Raw genomic sequence first — 15,688 nt, 5'->3', positions numbered from 1 at the left:
CCCCTCCCGGGACGGGTGGGGGCAGGGGTGGGTGGATGCTTGGCGATGCGGTTACGGCGCCGCATGAGGGTGCCGTAAAGCCTGGCCGCGACCCACCCCCGACCCCTCCCTTCCAGGGAGGGGAGATTTAGATCACGCCCCCTTCAGCAGCGTCTCGAGCTCGCCCAGCACCGCCGCGCGCCGCGCCGTGGCGTCGAGCGCCAGCCCGCCTTCTTCCCAGCCGATACGGGCATCGCCCACCGGGATGGTCTCGTCGGGCACCACGATCAGGTTGAGCTTGCGGCGGTCGCGCGACTGGCGATCGGCGATGCGGCCCTCGATGTCGTCGAGCAGGTCGGGGTGGACGCGGATCTGCAGCTCGGTGCCGCGGGCGACCTGGCCCAGCGCGCGGCCGATCGCCTCGTCGATCGCGGCGCCCGGCGCCACTTCCAGCGCACGGCCGGCGATCAGCTCCGCGGCGGCGAGCGCCACTTCGGCGGCTTCGCCGGTCACGCGCTCGGAAACCTGGCCGAAGCGGGCGTCGATGCCCTCGATCCCGGCCTGCAGCGCATCTACGGCGCTCAGCAGCGCCACTTCGCGCTCGTTGCGCGCCTGGGCGAGCCCGGCCTCATAACCTTGCGCCCGCGCCAGCGCGAGCGCCGACTCCTGCTCGGAGCGGAGCAGCGCCAGTTCGGCGCGCAGCGTCGCCACTTCGAGCGTGGCGTCGGGGCCGATCGGCGCACCCTTGCCCGGCGGGATCGCGAAGATCCGGTCGAAGCCGAAGCGCTCGACATTCACATGGGCGTGCATGCTCATCGTATCGGTTCCTTAGATGATCATCGCGTCGTCGGACTTGGGGTCGACGAGCAGGATCTCGCCGCGGTCCGCCAGATCCTTCGCCAGGCGTACCAGCGCCGACTGGGCTTCTTCGCAATCGCGTGCGCGCACCGGGCCCATGCCCGCCATGTCCTCGCGCAGCAGCTTCGACGCACGCTCGGTCATTGCACCGAAGAACAGCGTCTTCAGGCTTTCCGGCGCACCCTTCAGGGCCAGCGCCATCTGGCGCTTGTCGGCGCTGCGGACGATCGCGGCGATCGCCGGCGGCAGCAGGTTGCCGAGGTCCTCGAAGGTGAACATGAGGGCGCGGATCCGCTCGGCGCTTTCCGGCGCCTTGTTGTCCAGCGCGTTGAGCATCGCTTCCTCGGTCGAGCGGTCGAGCGAGTTGAACAGCTCGGCCATCGCCTCGTGCGGATCGCGCTTCTGCGAGCGCGACAGGTTGGTCATGAACTCGCTCTTCAGCGTCTGCTCGACCTGGTTGATGACTTCCTTCTGCACCGTCTCCATGCGCAGCATGCGCATCACGACGTCGACCGAGAAGTCGCGCGGCAGCTCGGCCAGCACGCGGGCCGAATGGTCGGGGCGCAGCTTGGAGAGGATCACCGCCACGGTCTGCGGATATTCGTGCTTGAGCGCACCGGCGAGGACGCTTTCCGAGACGTTCGACAGCTTGTCCCACATCGTGCGGCCCGAGGGACCACGGATGTCCTCCATGATCTCCTTCACCTTCTCGGCAGGCAGTATGCCGGCGAGCAGGCGCTCGGTCGTCTCGTAGCTGCCGTGCATCGACGACATCGAGGCGATCTCGCTGGTGAACTGGACGAGCAGGTGCTCCACCACCGGGGCCGGAATCCGGCCCAGCCCGGCGATGCACGACGACAGCTCCTTCACCTCGTCGGTGGTCAGCTGTTCCCAGATCGGGGCGCCATGATCCTTGCCCAGGGCCAGCATCAGCGCGGCGGCGCGCTGCGGGCCAGTGAAACGCTTGAGTTCGGGCGGTTCGGCAATCGGCGCCATGACGGTCATGATTTTTCGTTTCCCTCGCGAAAAATTTGCGCCCGTACACACGGGTGGGGGCGGCTTTCCCTCTATTATAGGATCGAGGAAGCGAGGCGGAGCGCGATGACGGTTAATTTATCTGGTAGTCTGATCGGCTTAAGTATTCTGACGGGGTCGAGTTCGACGATGACCTCGGCGGTGTCGGCGATCACCTATGACAGCAAGGCCGTGCGCGCTGCCAAGGCGCAGTTCACCACCGCGGCGACGATCGCGCCGTGGAAGAGCAGCAACGAGCTTCCGGTTAACGCCAGCCAGGTTGCGGCGATCACGGCGCTGCGCTCGATCATCACGCCGTCCACCACCGACGCCGGTGGTGCGTTCCTGCCCAAGGACGTGCAGACCAGCTTCACGGCCTATCAGGCGCTCGACAAGCTGCGCGTGCTGGCCGAGACGGCGAGCGCCAAGACTACGTCGGACGCCCAGCGCGCCAATCTCCAGAAGACTTTCCAGAAGGGGCTGGACGAGCTCCAGACCTATCTCAGCACCGCGCCGTCCGATCTGGTGAAGCTCGCCTATGGCAAGCCCTCGTCGAGCGTCACGACGAACAAGCTCGTCTCCACCAATGTGTACGAGACCGAGGGCAAGGGCCTGGTCAAGACGCGTGCCGAGGCCATTCCGGGCCTGACCGGCAGCGAGCAGTTCTCGATCACGCTGAGCAAGCCCGGCGTCTCGGCGCAGACCGTCACCGTCGATCTGTCGCAGGGCGCCCAGCCGCCGACGCTGGACTCGGTCGCGGCCCAGTTCAACGCCGCGATCCAGGCAATTCCCAATTTGAACACCGATGGCACGCCGCAGCTGGATGCCAACGGCAATACGGTGCCGCGCTGGAAGTCTACCTTCAAGGTAACCAACGAAAGCGGCAAATGGGGCTTCACGCTTTCGAATCCCACCGGCTTCGAACAGATCACCCTCGACCAGACCAACGCCAAGGACGCGCTGGTCGTCGCGACCGGCCAGACCGCGCTCGATGCACCGAGCTCGACCCAGCTCTTCCGCTTCGACGATCCTGCCGGTGACAATACCCGCACCGCCATGGGCACGATCCAGGCGCTCGATCGCCAGGCGACCGCGCAGAACGTCGCCGCCGGCAAGACCACGACGACCACTTCGACGACGACTGATCTCGACGGCAAGGTGAAGACCGTCAAGACGTCGACCAGCAACGTCTACGCCAATACCGATGCGGCCTCGGTCGTTACCGACGCGCAGGGCAACAGCTACATCGTCGGCACCACCAAGGGCGACCTTGGCGCCAACCTGTCTGATGGCGACAGCAACCTGTTCCTCACCAAGGTGGACGGCGCGGGCAATGTCGTGTGGCAGCGGAGCCTGGGCGCGACTGGTTCGTCGACCGGCGCCGCTGTCAGCCTCGGCCCCGATGGCAGCATCGTCGTCGCGGGCACCGTCACCGGCAGCTTTGGCGGCGCTTCCACCGATGGCGACATGGTCGTTGCGAAATATGCCACGAACGGCGACGAGAAATTCTCCACCGTGGTTCGCTCGGGCGGCACCGATGTCGCCAAGGCCGTCGCGGTCGGCGCGGACGGCTCCATCTATGTCGGCGGCCGCATCGCATCGGGCAATGACGGCTTCGTCGCCCGGATCGACGCCAGCGGCAAGATCGCCGAGCGTCGTACCATTACCGGTGCCGGCAGCGACAGCGTCAATGCGCTCGCGGTCGACAATGACGGCAACGTCCTCGCGCTCGTCTCGCATGACGGCAATGCCGAACTGCTCAAGATGCAGGGAGGGGCGCTCGCCACCGATCTCGGCAGCCTCAGCCTCGGCACCGCCGATGCACGCGTGCTCGCTGTCGCCGATGACGGCACGATCGGCGTGGGCGGTGCGACCTCCGGCGCGCTTTCGGGCACCCAGGTGAATTCGATCAGCGGCGGTCGTGATGGTTTCGTTACGCGGATCGACGCCAATCTGTCGAACGCCAGCACCACCTATATCGGCTCCTCGGCGGACGACCAAGTCGACAGCATCGCCTTCATGAACGGCGATCTCTATGCCGGCGGCCGCACCACTGGCGATCTCGCTGCGACGCGGCGGGGACCCACCGATGGCTTCGTCACACGTGTCGACGGCTCGACTGGCGCAGTCGAGAATACCACTCAATTCGGCCAGGCATTGCTGCGTACCGAGCCGGTCCGCGTATCGGCCGATAGCGGCGGCGCCAGCGCGGTCTCGGCGCTCGGCTATGGCCGCGGCACGATCAACGCGATCGCGTCGAACAAGGTGACCACCCAGACCGGCCTGAAGGCGGGCGACTATTTCTCGTTCAAGGCCGATGACGGCTCGGTCCGCAAGCTCACCATCCTCGCCGACGACACGCTCCAGTCGATCGCCACGCGCATGCAGGGCATGCTCGGCGCGTCCAAGGCGACCGTCACCGCCACCGCGGTCGATGGCGTCCAGCAGCTGCGCATCACCATGAAGCCGGGACATCAGCTGCAATTGCTGGCCGGCACCGGCGACAGCGATGCGCTCGCCAAGCTCGGCATGGAGCCGCAACGGATCTCGACCCAGGCGGCGGTCTCGAGCAGCGCGCCCAAGGTCCGTCCGGGCGGCAGCTTCGGCCTCGACCTGGGCGAGGGGCTCAACCTGAGCAACCTCGACATGGCCAAGGTCGCGCTCGGCAAGATCAAGGACGCGATCTCGATGACGCAGACCGCCTATCGCTCGCTCTATTGGGACGATTCCAAGAGCAACATCATCAACGGCACCAAGCGCAATTCCGCGACGGGCACCGAGAGCACCGCGATCGTGAATGCCCAGCTCGCAAACTATCAGGCGGCACTCGATCGCCTGAACAGCTCCACTCCTTCTTCATACGGGTTCTGATCCATGGACATGCCTCCGATTCTTGCCGGCATCCGCCGCCAGATGGACAACCTCTCCGATCGCCAGCGCGTGATCGCCCAGAACATCGCCAACAGCGAGACCCCGGGCTTCAAGGCGCGCACCGTCGAGGACGCCGATTTCTCCGATCTGGTCGGCAACAGCACGGGCGGCATCCGGGTCGCCAAGCCGCGCGTCGAGCTGACCGCCGGCATGAAGGGCCTGGGCGCGATCCAGCCGGCCGGCGCGGGCATCGTGCTCGACAAGGACATCAGCGAGACCAAGCCCGACGGCAACAACGTCACGCTCGAAGACCAGCTGCTCAAGCTCGGTCAGGTCCAGGCCGACTTCACCGCGATGACCAACCTCTACCGCAAGCAGATCAGCATGTTGAAAACCGCTGTGGGCAAGGGCGGCTAAGCGCTTCCTTCGGTTGTAGAATGCAAAAAGGCCCGCGAGCGATCGCGGGCCTTTTTTGTTAGCCCTCTCCCGATTGCGGGAGAGGGCTTTAGGAGAGATTTACAGCCGCGCGTTGATCGAGATCGGCGCCGGGGCCTCGCTCGAGGCCAGGCCGCCGCCTGCGCCATAGGTCATGTTGCGGGTGCCGGTCAGGCGCTGGGCCTCGGCGGCGATCGCGCCCATCATGTCGGTCGACAGCTCGATCTGGCGCTTGAGGATTTGCTGGTTGACGGTGGAGGCGTCACGCAGGCCGCGGCTCGCCTCGGCCAGCCGCTCGCGCTCTTCCGGAGCGAGCCGCTCGGCCCAATTGTCCGGCGCTTCGCGCTTCATCCGCGCCACTTCGGCTTCGATCCGGCCGGTCAGGCGCAGCTTGACCGCGGCGATCTCGGGCATCTCGGGGAAATAGGGCGCCCGGGACAGCTGCTCGCTTTCCTCTTCCATGATGTGGGTGAGGGACACCATTGCGTCGATGAGCTGCTCGGTCACTTACTTATTTCCCCCCTGAAGCTTGATGATCTGGTCGAGTACGACCGGCGCGAGGCCGATGCCGCCGCGTTCGGCGATCGAATTGCCGAGCTTTTCCGCCATGATGCCACGGAACATCTCCTCGCCGTGGCCGCCGGAGAACTCGCCATCGCCCTGCTGGACGCTTTCGAGCATCAGCTGGGTCATCTGGCCGAGGAACACCGCTTCGAAATTCTTGGCGGTCTCGCGGTTCTTGGCGTCGAGCTTGGGATTGTTCGTGCTGGTCGGGACCTGCTGCCCCGGCACATTGGTCACGTTCTGCATCACTGTACCTCGATGTCGGCCTGGAGGGCGCCGGCGGTCTTGATCGCCTGGAGGATGGTGATCAGGTCGCGCGGGGATACGCCCAGCGTGTTGAGCCCGCTCACCAGCGTCTGCAGGCTGGCGCCGTCGATCAGCGCCAGGCTGGCGCCGTTGCCGTCGTCCACCTGCACATTGGTGCGCGGCACCACGGTGGTCTGGCCGTTCGAAAGCGGTGCCGGCTGCGAGACCTGCGGGCTCTCGGTGACGGTGATGGTCAGGCCGCCCTGGGCGATCGCCACCGGCGTGATCCGCACATCGGCGTTCATCACCACGGTGCCCGATGCCTCGTTGATGACGACGCGTGCCGGCTGGTCGACCTTGACCGCAAGCTCGCCGATGCGGGTGACCAGGTCGATCACGTTGCCGACGAAGTTCGGGCCCGGGGTGAGCTGCACGGTCGCGGGGTCGAGCACGGTGGCGCTGCCCGGATATTTGGCGTTGATCGCCGCGGCGATGCGATCGGCGGTGGCGAAGTCCGGGTTCTTGAGCGCCAGCTTGAGGCCGGTGGCCGACTGGAGCGAATAGGGGACTTCGCGCTCGATGATCGCGCCGCCGGCGATGCGGGCGGAGGTGGTCACGCCGCGGCTGACGCTGGCGGCGGCACCCTGGCCCTTGAAGCCGGAGACCGCGACATTGCCCTGGGCGACGGCATAGATCTCGCCGTCGAGGCCGCGCAGCGAGGAGACGATCAGCGTCCCGCCCTGCAGGCTGGTCGCGTCGCCAAGGGCGGAGACCTGTACGTCGATATGCGAGCCGTTGCGCGCGAAGGGCGGCATCGTCGCGGTGATCGAGACGGCGGCGACGTTCTGCGTCTTCATCTCGGTGCCGCGGATGTTCACGCCCATGCGCTCGAGCATGGCCTGCATCGATTCCTCGGTGAACGGCGTGTTGCGCAGGCGATCGCCGGTGCCGGCCAGGCCGACGACCAGGCCATAGCCCACGAGCTGGTTGTCGCGAACGTTCTCGACGTTGACGACGTCCTTGATCCGCGTCTGGGCCATTGCGGCCGGTGCGATGGCCGTGCTCAGCAGCAGGGCGATCATGGGAGCGGCGTAGCGCAGCATATAACCCCTGGGAGTGGAAAATTTCCGATAATTCTCTTATAGGATAGAGGTAGGCAAAAAGTGCCGAAGGACGAGATTTCGTGCGTATCGAGAACCTCCAGGGACCCATGCTGCAAAGCCTGCTGGCTGCGCTGCCCAAGGTCGCGTCCGGCTTCTCGGTGAAAGAAGGCGAGGCGCCCGCCGCGCCTGCGCCCGTGCCGCAGGGGACCAACGCCGCGCAGGCGCTCAATCCCTCGGTCGCGATGCTCGTCACGCTTGCCGCCGCCGATCCCGCGATCGAGCGCCGCCGCAAGCAGGCAGTCGATGCCCAGCGCGGTGTCGACATGCTCGATCAGCTCCACCGCGAGCTGGTCGCCGGCGTGGTCAGCCCGGCGAAGCTCCAGGCGATCGTCGAATGGTCCGAGACCTTCGAGCACAGCGACGATCCTGCTTTGGCGGCCATCCTGTCCGATATCGAGCTGCGCGTGCGAGTCGAACTGGCCAAACTCGATCTTCAGGCCTGATTTCACGCCCGGATTTACCCTACGGCATCAGCGACTTTTCAGTTTCAAATCCGAACGCATTTGCATACCCGGTTTTTGGAACCTAGGGAGGCGACAACGGTTTCGCGTTCGAAAGGGCGAGATCGTTTCACCCGTGACCGGCCGTGAGAGCCCGGCATGGAGACCCCTCGAGGAGAGTATGCCTATGTTGGCTTTGCTTATGGGGCTCGCCGTCGCAGCGGCCCCGGCACCCCAGTCCGGCGACGCAGTCGTCGGCCGCTGGAAGACCCCCGTGCACAATGGAATCGTCGAGATCGCGCGCTGCGGCACGTCGATCTGTGGCAAGATCGTCTCGTCCGACAAGCTGCGCACCAATCCGAACCTGGCCGATGCCCAGAACAGCGACAAGGCGCTGCGCAACCGGCGGCTGATGAACCTGCAGATCCTGTCGGGCTTCAAGCAGCAGGGCGCCGGCTGGTATGGCGGCAAGATCTACAATGCCGAGGACGGCAAGACCTATAGCGCCGAAGTGACGATGACCGGCAACGACCAGCTCAACCTGCGCGGCTGCGTATTCAAGCCCTTCTGCCGTACCCAGACCTGGACCCGCGTCCGCTGAGACGCGTTTCCCAGTTTCCGTTCAGTACTGCGTATCAAGGATTACCCGAATGTCCCCCTACAAGGTTTCGCTTGCCACCGGCGGTGCGCTGTTCGCGCTGATCGGCTTCTCTCAGGCTGCCAACGCCCAGGCCTTCTACCTCCAGGAACAGTCCGCGCGCGCCGCCGGCCGCGCCTTCTCCGGTGAGGCCGCCGACACCGGCTCGGCTTCGATCTGGTGGAATCCCGCTTCGATCGGCGGCATCGAGAATGGCGATGGCACCATCTCCGCTTCCGTCATCCTGCCGCGCGGCGAAGTCGTCGACAGCGGCACGCTGATCGTCCGTCCGGGCCAGCCGGCCGCGCCGGTCGGCGGCAACGGCATCACCCGCAATCCGATCAACAACGGCGTGCTGCCGTCGGGCGCGATCGCCGTGCCGCTCAACGATCGCATCGCGCTCGGCGTGTCGATCACCTCGCCCTACAGCTTCACTACCGATTATCCGTCGGACAGCTGGGCGCGCTACAGCGCCGACAAGACCAAGCTGCGCACCATCGACATCCAGCCGAGCATCGGCGTGGCGGTGACCGACTGGCTGCGCGTCGGCGCCGGCCTCAACATCGAGTACACCGATGCCAGCCTGAGCAACGCGCTGCCCAACCTCGCCGCGACGCTGCCGGACGGCCGCCAGGAGCTGAAGGGCGACGGCTGGGACTTCGGCTGGACCGCCGGCGTGCAACTCCACTCGAGCCGCTTCACCCTGGGCCTCAGCTACAAGTCGGCGATCGAGCATACGCTGAAGGGTGACCTCACCGTCTCCGGGCTGGTCGGCCCGCTCGCGACGTCGAACCGGGCGCTCTCGGGCATCGAGGCGAAGTTCTACACGCCGTCCCAGGCGATTGCCGGCGCCCGTTTCGCGGCGACCGACAAGCTGACCCTCAACGCGCAGGTCATCCGCTATGGCTGGGACAAGTTCGATGCGATCCGCCTCGGTGCGCCGGTCAATGCCGCGCTCCCCGAGAATTATCGCACCAGCTGGAGCTATGCCGGCGGCGTCGACTATGCCGTGTCGCCCAAGGTGACGCTGCGTGCCGGCGTCCAGCGCGCGACCACGCCGACCCAGGATACCGAGCGTGACGCCCGCGTGCCGGATTCGGATCGCTGGAACTTCGGCCTGGGCGGCAGCTATGCGGCGAGCAAGAAGCTCTCGTTCGATCTCGCGGCCAACTATGTCAGCTTCGCCGACGCGCCGATCGACCGCGTGACCGCGGCCTATGCCGGCACCGCCGCGCAGACGCCGATCCTCACCGATGGCGAACTGCGCAACGCCAGCGCCGTGGTGCTGACCGCGGGTGCACGCCTGAAGTTCTGACGGACTTTGAACGATCGCGGGGAAGTGGCGCTCAGGCGCGCTTCTTCGCGATCTTCAGCACATAGCTGATGACTTCCGCCACGGCGGCATAATGCTCGACCGGGATCGGGTGATCGAGCTCGGCATTGGCATAGAGTGCGCGGGCGAGGGGGCGGTTCTCGACCAGCGGGATGTTGTTCTCGGTCGCGATCTCGCGGATCTTGAGCGCGATGGCGTCGACGCCCTTGGCGACAACTACCGGTGCCGCCATCTGGCCGTGATCGTACTGCAGCGCGACGGCGTAGTGGGTCGGGTTGGTGATCACCACGCTCGCCTTGGGCACGTTCTGCATCATGCGGTTGCGCGAGCGCTGCATCTGGATCTGGCGGATCTTCGCCTTGATGTGCGGATCGCCTTCGCTCTGCTTGTGCTCGTCCTTGATCTCCTGGAGGCTCATCCGCATCCGCTTGAGGAACGCGCGGCGCTGCCAGACGAAATCGAACAGGGCGAGTGCGCCCACCAGCATCGCGATCGGGCGCAGCATCGAATAGACGATGCCATGCGTGGCGCTGCCCACTTCCTGCAGGTCGGCGCCGACCATGGAGTCAACGGTGGCGGCATGGGGCCATGCCAGATACGCGGCCACGCCGCCGACCAGGCAGAGCTTGGCGACGGTCTTGGCGTATTCCACCAGCGCCTGCTTGCCGAACATCCGCTTGGCGCCGCTGGCCGGGTTTAGCTTGGACCATTTGGGCTTGACCCGGCTCCAGCTGATCATCGGTCGGCCCTGGAGGATGCCGCCGATCAGCGCGATGGCGAACAGCGTGCCGAGCACCGGCATCAGCGCGGTGGCGGTGGCGCTCAGCACGCCGGTCGCGAAGTCCTCGGCGCCGCGCGGCTCCATCCGGAAATCGTCGGCGCTGCCCCATAGCCGCACGAACAGATTGCCCATCAGCTGCATGGTATAGGTGCCGAGCCCGCCCATGACGACGAGCATGCCGATGAAGATCGCGGCATGCTTCATCTCGGGGGCCATCGGCACGTCGCCCTTCTCGCGGGCGTCCTCCAGCTTCTTGTCTGTAGGGTCGTGTGTCTTGTCGTCCTGGTCCGTATCGCCCGACATCACCAGCCTCCCTGCATCGCATCGCCCATCGCGCGGGCGAAGAAGGTGAGCATGGTGCCGAGCGTGGCTGCGGCCAGGCTGATGCCGAGCAGCAGGTTGAGCGGCTGGGCGATGAAGAAGACCTGGATCGCCGGGGCGACGCGCGCGGCGAGGCCGAGGGCTACGTTGAAGACGATGCCGTAGATGAGGAGGGGCGCGGCCAGGCTGAGGCCGAGCGTCATCGAACGGGTGATCGCCTCGACCGCGAGCATCGCGAAGTCATGCGCGGGCGGCAGACCGCCGACCGGGAAGCTCTGATAGCTGTGGACGATCGCGCCGAGCCAGAGGTGGTGGACCTGCATGCCCATGCAGACCAGCGCCGCCGCCATGGCGACGAACTTGGAGAGCATCGGCGCGCTGCCGCTCTGCGCGGGATCGAAGATCACCGCGGAGGACAGGCCGATCTGGGTGGAGATGATCGATCCCGCCATGGAGACCGAGAAGAACAGGATCTTGACGATCATGCCCATGGCCAGGCCGGTCATCAGCTCGGCGACGAGCACGGCGGGCAGGGCGGCGCCGGCCTCGACCGCGACGCGGGCAGGGGCGCCGACCAGGCCGTACATGGTGGCCGAAAGCCCGAAGGCGATCATCAGCCGGATGCGGCCCGGGATGGCATCGTCGCCGAACACCGGGAGCAGCATCAGCACCGCGCCCACGCGGGCGAAGACGATGAAGAAGGCCGAGGCCTGCAGGGCAAGATCGGGGGGCAGGGTCATCCGCCGGTCACGATCATGCCGCTGATCTTGGTCATGAAGTCACTCAGCGCCGCGCCGATCGTCGGGAGCATCAACAGCAGCACCAGTCCCATCGCCAGCAGCTTTGGGACGAAGGTGAGCGTCGTTTCCTGGATCTGCGTCAGCGCCTGGAGCAGGCCGATGACGGTGCCCACGATCAGCGAGGTCAGCAGCAGCGGACCCGCGATGGTGAGCACCAGCATCAGCGCACTCTGCGCCAGCGCAAGGACCTGCGACGGCAGCATCGCGGTTAGATCTGCATCCGCATGATATCGGAATAGGCGTTCACCACGCGGTCGCGCACGGCGACCATGGTGTCGAGCGCGGTCTCGGCGGCGCCGATGGCGGTGACGACGTCGATCAGGTCGCCCTTGCCGGCAACCTGCTGGGCCGACGCCTTCTCGGCGGTGCGCAGCTGGTCGGCGGTGCCGGTGACCATGTCCTCGACCATTGCGCCGAAGCCGCCGGCACTGCCGCCGGTCTTGATCGGGTCGGTCTTGCTGTTGGTACCGCCAAGGCCTGCGACGCGGCTATAGGCCGACATCGCATCAAGTGCTCCGATGGACATTCCGGGTATCCTTTACTTGAGGAGATCGATGGTGCGCATCGTCAGGCTCTTCGCGGCCTCGATGGCATTGAGATTGGCTTCGTAGCTGCGCTGCGCAGCCTTCATGTCGGCGGTCTCGATCAGGCCGTTGACGTTGGGCTTGAGGACATAGCCGTCCTTGTCCGCGGCCGGGTGGCCCGGCTGATAGACCTTGGTGAAATCGGACTTGTCGTTCTCGATCGACTTGACCTTCACGCCCATGCCGCCGGTCGAGCGATCGACTTCGGCCTTGAAGCTGGCGACGCGGCGGCGATAGGGATCGCCGCCCGGGGTGTCCGAAACCGAGTCCTGGTTCGCCAGATTTTCCGCGATCACGCGCATGCGCAGCGACTGCGCGCGCAGGCCCGAGGCGGAGATGCCGAGCGAGGTCTTGAGGTCCATGATCGTCCTTCCAGACAGCCCCCGATGGGCCGTTTCCTCCATTGTAGGCAAAAATTGCCGGGCCGGGCGCCGAGCGCGGAAAAAAGGTTCCTATAAGTCATCCAGAAAGGAACACGCATGTCAGTGCTCGACGGAATTATGGTCGATATGTCGATCGTGCTGGGCTCGGCCAATGTGCCGATCCGCCAGGTCCTGCAGATGAGCCGTGGCGCGATGATCCCGCTGGAAAGCAGCCAGGATGATCCCTCGCTCGTATATGTGAATGACGAACTCGTCGCGAAGGGCGTCGTCCTGGTCGACGGCGAAGTGATGTCGCTCGAGATCACCGAGCTCGTGAAGAAGCAGCGCCACTGATGGATATCCTGTCGATGCTGCGCACCATCGGTGCGCTCGGAATGGTGCTCGGCATGCTCGCCGGCGCGCTGTGGTTCGTGAAGCGCTATGACGTGAAGCTGCCCGGCCGCGTGAGCAGCTCGCGCCGCAAGCGTATCGAGATCGTCGAGCGGCTGTCGGTCGACGGCAAGCGCTCGGTCGCGCTGATCCGCCGTGACGGGATGGAGCATCTCGTGATGTTCGGCCCCGAGGGCCAGTCGACGATCGAGACCGGCATCGCCGCGCCCGAGCCGGCCGAGCCGGAAGTCGCCGCGGAGCCGGTGCCGGCCGCCAACCTGGCCGAGGATCTCGCCGCGTTGCGCGGCAACTTCGCCAAGCTGGTCGATCGTGTCGAGCTGCCCAAGCTTCCCGAGATTTCGAAGCTGATCGAGCTGCCCAAGTCGATCGAGCTGCCGAAGCGCCCGGCCAAGCGCACTGCCGCCAAGGTGGCCTCGCCCACGGTAGTTGCAGCCTGCACGCCGTCGGCCCAGCGTCCGCCCAAGCGCGTCCGCGAGCCGCGCAACACCACGCGGTGGAACCGCGCAGCGGTCCGGGCCGCGATCGATGCATAAGATCCTCGCGGCGGCGGTCGCCGCCCTGATCTTCATGCCGGCTGAGGCGTATGCCCAGTCCAAGGGCACGACGATCAACATCGGCGGCGCTGACGGCGCGCTCTCGGCCAAGGCGATCCAGCTGGTGCTGATGCTGACGGTGCTCAGCCTGGCCCCGGGCCTGCTGATGACCGTCACCAGCTTCACCCGCATGGTGGTCGCGCTTTCGCTGCTGCGCACCGGTATCGGCGCGCCCGGCGTGCCGCCCAACCCTGTGATCATCAGCCTGGCGCTGTTCCTCAGCTTCTTCGTCATGGCCCCCACCTTCAACAAGGCGTGGGAGCAGGGCGTCGATCCCTACACCAAGGGCCAGATCACCGAGCAGGTCGCGTTCGAGCGCACCGCGGAGCCCTTCAAGAAGTTCATGCTCAGCCAGGTGCGCGACGGCGACCTCAAGCTGTTCGCCGATCTGGGCGGCAAGCCGATCCAGAACCGGGCCGAGACCCCGCTGACGACGCTGGCGCCGGCCTTCATGATCTCCGAGCTGCGCCGCGCCTTCGAGATCGGTTTCCTTCTGCTGCTGCCGTTCCTGGTCATCGACCTGGCGGTGTCGGCGGTGCTGATGGCGATGGGCATGATGATGCTCCCGCCACCAACGATATCCCTGCCGATGAAGATCATCTTCTTCGTGCTGGTGGATGGCTGGGCGCTGGTCGCCGGGTCGCTGGTCAAAAGCTTCGCCACATAGCGAAGCGGCCGAGTGTTCAGGGAAGAAAGGGCGGGTGCCGGGGGGCGCCCGCCCTTTTTGCTTCGGGGGGCGGAGGGTTGTTCAATCAATCCTCCCCCGGAGGGGGAGGGGGGCAGCGAAGCTGGTGGAGGGGTATTCTCCACGGGCTATGTCGCTTGAGGCGCGCTCCCCTCCACCACCAGCTCCGCTGGCGGTCCCCCTCGCACTCCGGGGGAGGATTGCGGTGCCGTATATCTGTGCCGCCGATAGCTAACGCATCGAAGATATGCTTCACTCCGCAGATGACGCGTCGGAAAGGCTGCACCATCGCGCTCGTCGCCCTGGCGATGCTGCTGGCCTATGGCGCCGTTGCTGCTCTCGCATCTCCCCTGGCCCGTATCCGATCCGGCAAGGCTGGCGGCGATCCGCGGCGAAGCCCGAGCGCTGATCGCAAGATATCCGGCCAGGCCGCCGGAATATTATGCTTCCATCCCGGAGAGCCAATGGCCCGCTGCCATTGCGGGCCTCCATCCCGATCGGGTCATCGTGCACGAATGGGGCGTCGATATCCTGATCAAGCCCTTTTTCGATGGCGGCTGGGGATATCATGTCGGTGCCGGCAAGCGGGCGTTGCCGATGCTCGAGGGCTGTTATTCCGAGCTCAGCCACGAGGTCTTCTGGCACGGCCCCTGCTGAGCGAGGCCGTGGTTCCGTCCCGTCCTTGCAATGTGGGATTTCGCCTGGTCGTCTGGTCCGGCCCGTCCGCTCGCTGGCCGCTCTGTCATTCTGTTGGAAAATAGGATCACGCTGCCGCAAGAATATTGCGAAATCGGACGCGTCTCCGGGAAAATAGGGAAGATAGCGAGGGCGAAAACCCGCTCTTGGCCTGTACTTTGTGTACTTCCGCGAGTCGGAGCGCACCCGGTGTTGGAACGCAAAAAGAGGCGCCCGTGCCACGGCGCGGACGCCCCAGTCTGCGTTAAGATCGTAAAATCGTTCAGCTATGCGCTGCGGGGCTGTCCAGCCAGGCCGAGAGTTCGGTGTAGGAAATCGGATCGTGGAAGGCGATGCCCGCGAATTCCTCGTTGCTCCAGCGCGTGGTGCAGCGGCGCGTGGGCAGGCCGGGGATCATCAGGATCACTTCGCTGTCGACGCGCAGCGTGCGCTGCAGGCGGAGGCAGGCGCCGCCCTGGGACAGGTCGGCAACGATCACGTCGATCGAGCGGCCGAGCGAGCTGATCCGCGCCGGCACGTCGGCGGTGAAGCGCGGCGAGCGCGGGCGCGCTGCGGTGGCTTCGGCTTGGGGCTTGCCTAGGATCGCGTTGACGTCGGCGGGTGCGTCGAAGCGGACGCCGGCACGGCTGCCCTTGGTCCACGCGATCGCGCCGCTCAGCTGGGCGCCACCGCGCAGCTCGACGCTGATCTTCATGGCCGGCAGCAGGGACGCGATCGTGTCGATCTGCATGCCATGCTCGGAGATATTCCGTACGCGGCAAAGCTGGCCGGGATTTCCCTCATGGCTCAGCTTGCCGACGAGCAGGGTGGCCACGGCACGTGGTGCGCGCTCGACCCAGTCGTCGCGATCCTCGAATGCGCTGGCGGGGATGGCTTCCACTTTGTCCTCGGCTGGTTGCGGGTTCTTCCTATTTT

The 15,688-nt window shown here is 66.0% G+C and carries 20 protein-coding genes; 9 read left to right on the top strand and 11 right to left on the bottom strand.

The window, feature by feature from the left end; all coding sequences use genetic code 11:
- Positions 1-132: 132 nt before the first annotated feature.
- Together AAHM44_RS09825 and AAHM44_RS09820 are read right to left on the bottom strand one after the other, a co-directional pair.
- Entirely contained in the window at positions 133-795 is a 663-nt protein-coding gene (locus tag AAHM44_RS09825; RefSeq protein ID WP_184168635.1) for a FliH/SctL family protein, read from the bottom strand.
- Between the two features lie 12 nt (positions 796-807).
- Positions 808-1,842, bottom strand: a complete 1,035-nt coding sequence (locus AAHM44_RS09820; RefSeq protein ID WP_184168634.1) for a flagellar motor switch protein FliG — start codon at positions 1,840-1,842, stop codon at positions 808-810.
- Between the two features lie 159 nt (positions 1,843-2,001).
- On the opposite strand from AAHM44_RS09820, the gene AAHM44_RS09815 reads away from it, so the two are divergent.
- On the top strand, positions 2,002-4,722 hold the full coding sequence (locus AAHM44_RS09815; protein WP_342249847.1) for a hypothetical protein: 2,721 nt from the start codon (positions 2,002-2,004) through the stop codon (positions 4,720-4,722).
- Positions 4,723-4,725: 3 nt separating this feature from the next.
- Positions 4,726-5,139, top strand: coding sequence for a flagellar basal body protein (locus tag AAHM44_RS09810; RefSeq protein ID WP_184168632.1), 414 nt, complete (start codon positions 4,726-4,728; stop codon positions 5,137-5,139).
- Positions 5,140-5,238: 99 nt separating this feature from the next.
- On the opposite strand, the gene AAHM44_RS09805 is transcribed toward AAHM44_RS09810, so the two are convergent.
- From AAHM44_RS09805 to AAHM44_RS09795, 3 genes are read right to left on the bottom strand one after another with little or no spacing between them, the layout of a single operon-like run.
- Positions 5,239-5,664: a flagellar protein FlgN gene (locus tag AAHM44_RS09805; RefSeq protein WP_269576134.1), complete on the bottom strand. Its 426-nt coding sequence runs from the start codon at positions 5,662-5,664 to the stop codon at positions 5,239-5,241.
- Entirely contained in the window at positions 5,665-5,967 is a 303-nt protein-coding gene (locus AAHM44_RS09800; RefSeq protein WP_342249846.1) for a rod-binding protein, read from the bottom strand.
- Positions 5,967-7,049, bottom strand: a complete 1,083-nt coding sequence (locus tag AAHM44_RS09795; RefSeq protein ID WP_269576133.1) for a flagellar basal body P-ring protein FlgI — start codon at positions 7,047-7,049, stop codon at positions 5,967-5,969. The genes AAHM44_RS09800 and AAHM44_RS09795 overlap by 1 nt, the downstream gene beginning before the upstream one ends.
- Before the next feature lie 101 nt (positions 7,050-7,150).
- Between AAHM44_RS09795 and AAHM44_RS09790 the strand changes: the two genes are divergently transcribed.
- The 3 genes from AAHM44_RS09790 (at position 7,151) to AAHM44_RS09780 (ending at position 9,522) form a co-directional block, all read left to right on the top strand.
- Complete coding sequence (locus tag AAHM44_RS09790; protein WP_269576132.1) at positions 7,151-7,573, top strand: flagellar assembly protein FliX; 423 nt, start codon at positions 7,151-7,153, stop codon at positions 7,571-7,573.
- Positions 7,574-7,757: 184 nt separating this feature from the next.
- On the top strand, positions 7,758-8,171 hold the full coding sequence (locus tag AAHM44_RS09785) for a DUF2147 domain-containing protein (RefSeq protein WP_184168628.1): 414 nt from the start codon (positions 7,758-7,760) through the stop codon (positions 8,169-8,171).
- Positions 8,172-8,220: 49 nt separating this feature from the next.
- Positions 8,221-9,522 (top strand): OmpP1/FadL family transporter, encoded by a 1,302-nt coding sequence (locus AAHM44_RS09780; RefSeq protein ID WP_342249845.1) that lies wholly within the window; start codon positions 8,221-8,223, stop codon positions 9,520-9,522.
- Between the two features lie 31 nt (positions 9,523-9,553).
- Here AAHM44_RS09780 and flhB read toward each other — a convergent pair whose 3' ends face one another.
- From flhB to flgC, 5 genes are read right to left on the bottom strand one after another with little or no spacing between them, the layout of a single operon-like run.
- The gene (gene flhB, locus AAHM44_RS09775) at positions 9,554-10,624 is read right to left on the bottom strand and encodes a flagellar biosynthesis protein FlhB (RefSeq protein ID WP_269576130.1); all 1,071 of its coding nucleotides are present in this window, start codon (positions 10,622-10,624) and stop codon (positions 9,554-9,556) included.
- Positions 10,624-11,382 (bottom strand): flagellar biosynthetic protein FliR, encoded by a 759-nt coding sequence (gene fliR / locus AAHM44_RS09770; protein WP_269576129.1) that lies wholly within the window; start codon positions 11,380-11,382, stop codon positions 10,624-10,626. Before fliR ends, flhB begins: the two co-directional genes overlap by 1 nt.
- Complete coding sequence (locus AAHM44_RS09765) at positions 11,379-11,645, bottom strand: flagellar biosynthetic protein FliQ (protein WP_184168624.1); 267 nt, start codon at positions 11,643-11,645, stop codon at positions 11,379-11,381. Before AAHM44_RS09765 ends, fliR begins: the two co-directional genes overlap by 4 nt.
- A gap of 5 nt (positions 11,646-11,650) precedes the next feature.
- Positions 11,651-11,968 carry a flagellar hook-basal body complex protein FliE gene (locus AAHM44_RS09760; RefSeq protein ID WP_342249844.1) on the bottom strand — a complete coding sequence of 106 codons (318 nt, stop codon included), beginning with the start codon at positions 11,966-11,968 and terminating at the stop codon, positions 11,651-11,653.
- A 12-nt stretch (positions 11,969-11,980) separates the two neighbouring features.
- On the bottom strand, positions 11,981-12,388 hold the full coding sequence (gene flgC, locus AAHM44_RS09755; RefSeq protein ID WP_269576128.1) for a flagellar basal body rod protein FlgC: 408 nt from the start codon (positions 12,386-12,388) through the stop codon (positions 11,981-11,983).
- A gap of 117 nt (positions 12,389-12,505) precedes the next feature.
- Between flgC and AAHM44_RS09750 the strand changes: the two genes are divergently transcribed.
- The 4 genes from AAHM44_RS09750 to AAHM44_RS09735 all read left to right on the top strand — a co-directional run bounded on the left by AAHM44_RS09750 (position 12,506) and on the right by AAHM44_RS09735 (position 14,734).
- Positions 12,506-12,742: a FliM/FliN family flagellar motor switch protein gene (locus tag AAHM44_RS09750; RefSeq protein ID WP_184168621.1), complete on the top strand. Its 237-nt coding sequence runs from the start codon at positions 12,506-12,508 to the stop codon at positions 12,740-12,742.
- On the top strand, positions 12,742-13,332 hold the full coding sequence (locus tag AAHM44_RS09745; protein WP_342249843.1) for a FliO/MopB family protein: 591 nt from the start codon (positions 12,742-12,744) through the stop codon (positions 13,330-13,332). The genes AAHM44_RS09750 and AAHM44_RS09745 overlap by 1 nt, the downstream gene beginning before the upstream one ends.
- On the top strand, positions 13,325-14,059 hold the full coding sequence (gene fliP, locus AAHM44_RS09740; protein ID WP_342249842.1) for a flagellar type III secretion system pore protein FliP: 735 nt from the start codon (positions 13,325-13,327) through the stop codon (positions 14,057-14,059). The genes AAHM44_RS09745 and fliP overlap by 8 nt, the downstream gene beginning before the upstream one ends.
- A gap of 339 nt (positions 14,060-14,398) precedes the next feature.
- Positions 14,399-14,734, top strand: a complete 336-nt coding sequence (locus AAHM44_RS09735; protein ID WP_342249841.1) for a hypothetical protein — start codon at positions 14,399-14,401, stop codon at positions 14,732-14,734.
- A 301-nt stretch (positions 14,735-15,035) separates the two neighbouring features.
- Here AAHM44_RS09735 and AAHM44_RS09730 read toward each other — a convergent pair whose 3' ends face one another.
- Positions 15,036-15,653 (bottom strand): PilZ domain-containing protein, encoded by a 618-nt coding sequence (locus AAHM44_RS09730; protein ID WP_269576125.1) that lies wholly within the window; start codon positions 15,651-15,653, stop codon positions 15,036-15,038.
- Between the last annotated feature and the right edge of the window lie 35 nt (positions 15,654-15,688).

The organism is Sphingomonas sp. OTU376, from assembly GCF_038440415.1.
GTDB lineage: Bacteria > Pseudomonadota > Alphaproteobacteria > Sphingomonadales > Sphingomonadaceae > Sphingomonas > Sphingomonas kyeonggiensis_A.
Note: the sequence above shows the minus strand (reverse complement) of the source record. Positions and strands in the feature narration are given on the sequence as shown.